The sequence below is a fragment of the Clostridium sp. LS genome, assembly GCF_002760435.1.
Classification (GTDB): Bacteria; Bacillota; Clostridia; order Clostridiales; family Clostridiaceae; genus Clostridium.
This window is the reverse complement of the sequence record NZ_AUUU01000137.1, coordinates 1-6038: the sequence shown is the minus strand read 5'-3', so window position 1 is coordinate 6038 and position 6038 is coordinate 1. Positions and strand designations below refer to the sequence as shown.

6 protein-coding genes are annotated in these 6038 nt (G+C 28.0%); 4 read left to right on the top strand and 2 right to left on the bottom strand.

The window, feature by feature from the left end; translation table 11 throughout:
- Positions 1-211: 211 nt before the first annotated feature.
- A complete protein-coding gene (locus tag COL3_RS24110; RefSeq protein ID WP_008425175.1) occupies positions 212-781 on the bottom strand; it encodes a TetR/AcrR family transcriptional regulator in 570 nt (189 codons plus the stop codon).
- A gap of 157 nt (positions 782-938) precedes the next feature.
- Here COL3_RS24110 and COL3_RS24105 point away from each other — a divergent pair, with 157 nt between their 5' ends.
- The 3 genes from COL3_RS24105 (at position 939) to surE (ending at position 3708) form a co-directional block, all read left to right on the top strand.
- Complete coding sequence (locus COL3_RS24105; RefSeq protein ID WP_008425174.1) at positions 939-1718, top strand: EFR1 family ferrodoxin; 780 nt, start codon at positions 939-941, stop codon at positions 1716-1718.
- 240 nt (positions 1719-1958) lie between these two features.
- Positions 1959-2633: an orotate phosphoribosyltransferase gene (gene pyrE / locus COL3_RS24100; RefSeq protein WP_008425171.1), complete on the top strand. Its 675-nt coding sequence runs from the start codon at positions 1959-1961 to the stop codon at positions 2631-2633.
- 313 nt (positions 2634-2946) lie between these two features.
- A complete protein-coding gene (surE, locus tag COL3_RS24095) occupies positions 2947-3708 on the top strand; it encodes a 5'/3'-nucleotidase SurE (RefSeq protein ID WP_008425169.1) in 762 nt (253 codons plus the stop codon).
- Between the two features lie 157 nt (positions 3709-3865).
- Here the strand turns inward: surE and COL3_RS24090 are convergent, their stop codons facing one another.
- Positions 3866-5251, bottom strand: coding sequence for a DUF2334 domain-containing protein (locus tag COL3_RS24090; protein ID WP_008425168.1), 1386 nt, complete (start codon positions 5249-5251; stop codon positions 3866-3868).
- A gap of 596 nt (positions 5252-5847) precedes the next feature.
- Here COL3_RS24090 and COL3_RS24085 point away from each other — a divergent pair.
- On the top strand, positions 5848-6038 hold a 191-nt coding region (locus COL3_RS24085), incomplete at its 3' end, for a hypothetical protein (RefSeq protein ID WP_143327564.1).

Below are 6038 nucleotides of genomic sequence, written 5' to 3'. Positions count from 1 at the left end.
CTGTTTAATTAGGTTTTGTATGGAAAAAGAATAAAAAAGAAATCTTATTCGCCTGCATAAAATGTTCTTATATGCAGCATAGCTGTTATTTCGAATGTGCAGATTTTTCTCACATGCGTTCGAAAAGGCAGATGCAAAAAAAATCTCCAGCTCCACAGTCGCTTACGATTTTTTTATTATCAACTGTAAAATACCGATCTTATAATTATTGTTATCTAATCAATATTCCATAAAAGAATATTTTTTGAATTTCTTCAAGATAACAATATGAAACATTAAAATCATTATAATTAATTAAAATTATTTCAAGAAGTTTTAAAATTGTTTCGGTGGATAAAGTCTTATCTATCACTCCTTCTTCTTTGCCAGCATCAATATATTCTTTATAAAGCTTTAATTTTTCTTTAGTTAAAGATTCAGTTAAAAGTTTGAGCAAAGAACTATCTTTTAAGGCTTCTCTGCTAAAATATTCGTTGAAAGAACTGCTTAAATTATCAGAACATAAAGATAATGCCCTTACTAATTTCTCTTTAAAATCCATTTTACTATAAAGGATATCACGTGCTTGCTCTATAATATCATTCATTAGGGAGCTGACACATTCGCCGACTAAAGCATCTTTACTTCCAAAATAATTATAAATGGAAACTTGGGAAACATTAGCTTTAGAGGCGATTTCTTTGATGCTTACATTTATAAAGCCTTTATCTCTAAATAATTCTTTAGCAGCATCAATTATAGCTGATTTTTTTTTATTTGTTCGTATTTCAAAATTATTCATTTGTTCCTCCGTATATAGTTTCTTAAGAAAATTATAACATAAAGTTTTTGAAATATACTAAACAATATTTCAAAACTATTGAATATAGATTAATTAAGATATATAATAATTTTGAAATATAAGTGTTTAAATTTCAAAATTTAAGGGGGAAGACAAAGTGAAGAATGTAATATTTTATTTTAGTGGAACAGGAAATAGTTTTGTAGTAGCGTCACATATAGGAACAATGTTAAATGATACAGAAGTTATACACATTACAAATTTAGAAAACACTTTTAGAAGTGGTATAGTATATGAACGAATAGGATTTGTATTTCCTGTTTATTATAATCATATGCCTAATATTATGAAAGAATTTCTAGGGAAAGGTCAGTATAAACCAGAGCAATATATTTTTGGAGTTAGTACCTATGGTGGTAGTTCAGGTATGGCAATGAAGGATCTTAGAGAAGTAATAAATAAATGTGGTGGACGATTAAGTGCTGAGTTTGGTATAAGAATGCCAGGTAATTATATTGTTAATTATGGAGCATTTCCTAAGCTTATCTGCGACTTTATATATAAGAGAGAAGAAAAAATTATATTAAAAATTAGTTCCGAGATAGAAAGAAAAGAAAGCACAGATAATATAGACCCTAGTTTTATATCAAAATTACTTGACGAAAAAGTTATAGATAAAATAAACAATTTTAAAAATGAGGACAAAAAGTTTAATGTTAATGACAAATGTACAAACTGTAAAATATGCAAAAATATATGTCCTGTAAAAAATATAGAGATTGTGGAGGACAAGCCTCTGTGGAAAAATAACTGTGAACAATGTATGGCATGTATTCAATGGTGTCCAACTCAGGCTATTAATTACTCTAATAAAACACAAAATAGAAAGCGCTATACTCATCCTAAAGTTAAAGTTAGTGATCTTACTTTAAAATAAGATTTAACATAAAACAAGCTTAATTAAGTAAAAATATTATTTGGTTTTAAATTGACAAGAATAAAATTTAATGGTATCTTAGGTTTAATAAAATAAATCCTTTAAATTGATTCGAGAAATCAGTAAGGAAGCTATTAATATATTCTTAGGCGTATTATGTCTTCCTTTAAATTGAAGGAAGATTTTTTGTATTTAATATAAATTATGTGAATTAAAATAATATATTAGGAGGAATTATTAATGAAAGCATATAAAAAAGAGTTTATTGATTTTATGATAGAATGTGGAGTATTAACATTTGGAGATTTTGTTACTAAGAGTGGGAGAAAGACTCCGTTCTTTGTTAATACAGGTAATTATCAAACAGGAAGCCAGTTAAAAAGACTTGGGGAATTTTATGCAGAAGCAATAAAAGAAAACTTTGGAGACGATTATGATGTATTATTCGGACCAGCATACAAAGGGATTCCGCTAAGTGTTACAACGTCTATTGCGTTGTCTAGCTCATTTGATATTGATGTAAGATATTGCTCAAACAGAAAAGAAGTAAAAGACCATGGAGATACAGGAATTCTACTAGGAAGTAAATTAAATGATGGAGATAAAGTATTAATAGTTGAAGATGTTACAACAGCAGGAACTTCAATTTATGAAACTATGCCAATATTAAAAAGCCAAGCGGATGTTAATGTTAAAGGTCTTATAATTTCAGTAGATAGAATGGAAAGAGGGCAAGGTGAACAATCAGCATTAGTTGAAATCAGAGAAAAATTTGGATTTAAGACTTGTGCCATAGTAACAATGGCGGAAGTTATTGAATACTTATACAACAAAGAAGTTAATGGAACTATCCTAATAACAGATGAAATTAAAGCGAGAATAGATGATTATTATAAACAATATGGTGCAAAATAAAGGTATTGCGAAGAACTTAAAGTGAAGCAATGAACAATCGAAAGAGAATACATATATGTTTCTCAGGACTGTGAAAAATTTCGCTGAGCATATCTAAAGGTCAAGTTGCATCCACGTCTGCATGCTCCTGCGACAAGCGCATGACAAGCAGACATGGAACAACTTACCATTAAGATATGTAGCAGCTTATTTTTCAATGTCTGCTGCATATATATGTATTCTCTTTCTTTGTTTTGCTATCACTTTAGTTCTTTCAGCAATGCCTAATATAGAATAAAGAAAATATATATAATACAGGTTACAAGGAGGGCTTATGAATATTTTGATTACTAACGACGATGGAATAAATGCGCCAGGAATAATTTCTTTAGCGGAAGAAGTATCTAAAAAGCATAATGTAATAATTGTTGCGCCTAGGGAGCAAAAAAGTGCCTCTAGTCATTCTATATCAATACACAATCCAATTAAAATAAAAGAAGAATTTATTGAAGGATTAAGCTGCAAAGCGTATAGCGTGGTTGGAACTCCTGCAGATTGTACTCAGGTTGGTTTGTCTCTTTTAGATGATAACATAGATATTGTAATATCAGGAATAAATAAAGGACCTAACTTAGGAACTGATATTTTATATTCGGGAACAGTTTCAGCAGCAATAGAAGGTGCGGTTTATGGAATTCCATCTATTGCAGTATCTATGGATGTAGATTATGAAAAAGATGACGAAGATTATTCAAAAGCTGTAAAGTGGACAATGAAGATTTTAAATATAGCAAAAGAAAGATACTTAAAAAGCGATATTGTATTAAATCTAAATATTCCTAACTTAAATGATAGTGAAATAAAAGGAATTAAAGTGTGTAAAATAGGAAAAACTACGTACAAAACAGAATATATTCTCTTGGAATGCAATGGTGAAGATAAGGTATATACAATTAAAGGAATTAGAAATGATATTGAAAAGGATGAGACGGATTTATACTATCTATCTAAAGGCTACGTTACTTTAACTCCGCTTCACTTTGATTTTACAAATTTCGGTATATTAGAAGATGTTAAAAATATTTTTGAAATATAACTTACAAAAATTAGTTTTATACTTTTGTCTTAATTTACTATCCCCCTATAACCTATTAATAGATTATAGGGGGATATATTTTACAGAAGAAGAAATACAAAGTCATTTCAGCAAAACACCACTTTTGGGCTTATATATAAGTAAATATAGAATCACATTACTTATCTATAAGCTCATCAATGTGAAGAGTTGTATAATCGTCATCTTTAAGAGCTTTAACAATTTGTTGAAGAGGTGAAGTTACATCATATGTTACATTTAGTTTATTTCCATCTATATTAAAATTTATGTAATTTATTTCTATAGATGGATGATAGTAAAAGCTATTAAGGATATCAGGATCATTATCATTAAGTTTATTTATTATAGTTTCTGTATCCTTTGATGGATCAGATATACGGCTTAACGGTGTAGGAACAAATAAGTGAGAATTATCAGGCTTATAAATGTTTTTTGATTTTGAATAATCATAAGGCTCGTATACAAATTGGAAATATTCACTGATTATCTTTTTTTGATCCACAGTATCTCTATAATGTGGACTTTCGTAATATGACATAGGTAAATTCAAAGCACTAGCGGTGTCTATTCCCTTTTCAATTACAGCTCGAGTTTCAGCTTCAGTACTATTTACATCTTTAGACATTTCCTCGCCATTGCCGCTTGCATCATTGCCAGATTGATGTGTATACCCATGTAAGCCAATTTCCCCACCTTTATTAAGTATATAATCCAATAAATTTACAAATCCAACATTTGTTATATTATCATTTGTTAATAAATCGTTATCGAAATTAGCAGAAGGAACAACAAACCTAGGTATCCATGATACGTGGAATTTCATACCATTTGAATAAAGTAAATTTGTCATGATTTTTACCTTTGTTTGATTTTTATCAACAATATTAGAATAGCCACAGCCAAAGTCCTCAAATCTAATTAATGCAACTTTATCGCTATACAATATAGAAGATTCTTCCGGTGCCTTAACATCGTTAGGAAGTAAACTAATTTTCTTGTTTTGGAAATCAAACACAGCAATTAAATCAAATAACTCTTCTATATCTGAAATTGAAATATAATAATTACCGCTACTGCTAATTAAGTTACCCCTAAGAGAGCCTGTCTTAGAATTCTTCTCGTAAGAGGTTTCAGTTAGAGAAATAGTGTTACTATTATTAGATATTGAAATAGAGTTATTAGATGTATCTAAAGTATAATTAAGTTTAGCACAAATAAAACTAAGTGGAACATAATATCTTTGAGCTTTAAGCAGCATAGGAACATTAGTAATATTAGTTTCATTTAATATATCTAAGCGTATGCCAGAAATTTTGGTAACTGCTCTATCTGCAAACTTTATCTTTGGGGTATAAATACTTTTAAAATTATCTTCCGGGAGCAAGTTTGAATAGAGAGTTTTGTTAATGATAGTTATGTTTTTTCGAAAAAAATTAAAATATGAAAGAATTTGATAAATAAGTGAAAGTGATAAAATTAGTCCTAAAAAAGAACATATAAGTATCTTTTTATTCCTTAGCATATGCTTTTTCGCTCCTTTTAATTATGTATAAATAATTTTCGTAAGAAGATTATACCATGGATTTGTGTCAATTATTTTTTGAAAATGTTAAAAATATGTTAAAACATTTAAAAATGGTTGACAATACATAACTAGTATAATCTTAATCAGATTAATTATGCATAGAAAATATAATTAATACAAATGTTATAAAATAAACAAACTTTTTTAAAATAAGATGATATAAATACGATAATAATTTCTTTGATATTTATATTTCAGGAGTCTGGATGTTAGAATTAATTAATATTATTAAAAAAATAATGAAAAGCATAGAGCTTCTAAATAAAAATTAAAATACAAAGAAATATTTAGATACAGCATATTGTATTTAACATAATAATTGATATACTATATATTGTATGAATTGATTCGAGTAGCTAATATTTAATAATAAGACACAAAGTAGAAGCAGATGTAAAAAAGTAAAAATTATTGTTAAATGATAAATAGTATCATTGACAAAATATGATTTAAAGTATACAATAATGGTATGAATTAATTGATTAAAAATTAACAAAGTTTTTAATCATATAGTATAAAGGAGGAAAGTAATTATGTTTAAACAATGGGAAGGTTTCAAAGGCGGAACTTGGCAGGAAGGTATAGATGTAAGAAACTTTATACAAAAAAATTATAAGTTATATGAAGGAGATGCTAGTTTCCTAGAAGACAAAACTGATAAAACAAGCAAAGTATGGGCAAAAGCTTATGATTTAATAGTAGAAGAAGTTAAAAAGGGAATAAT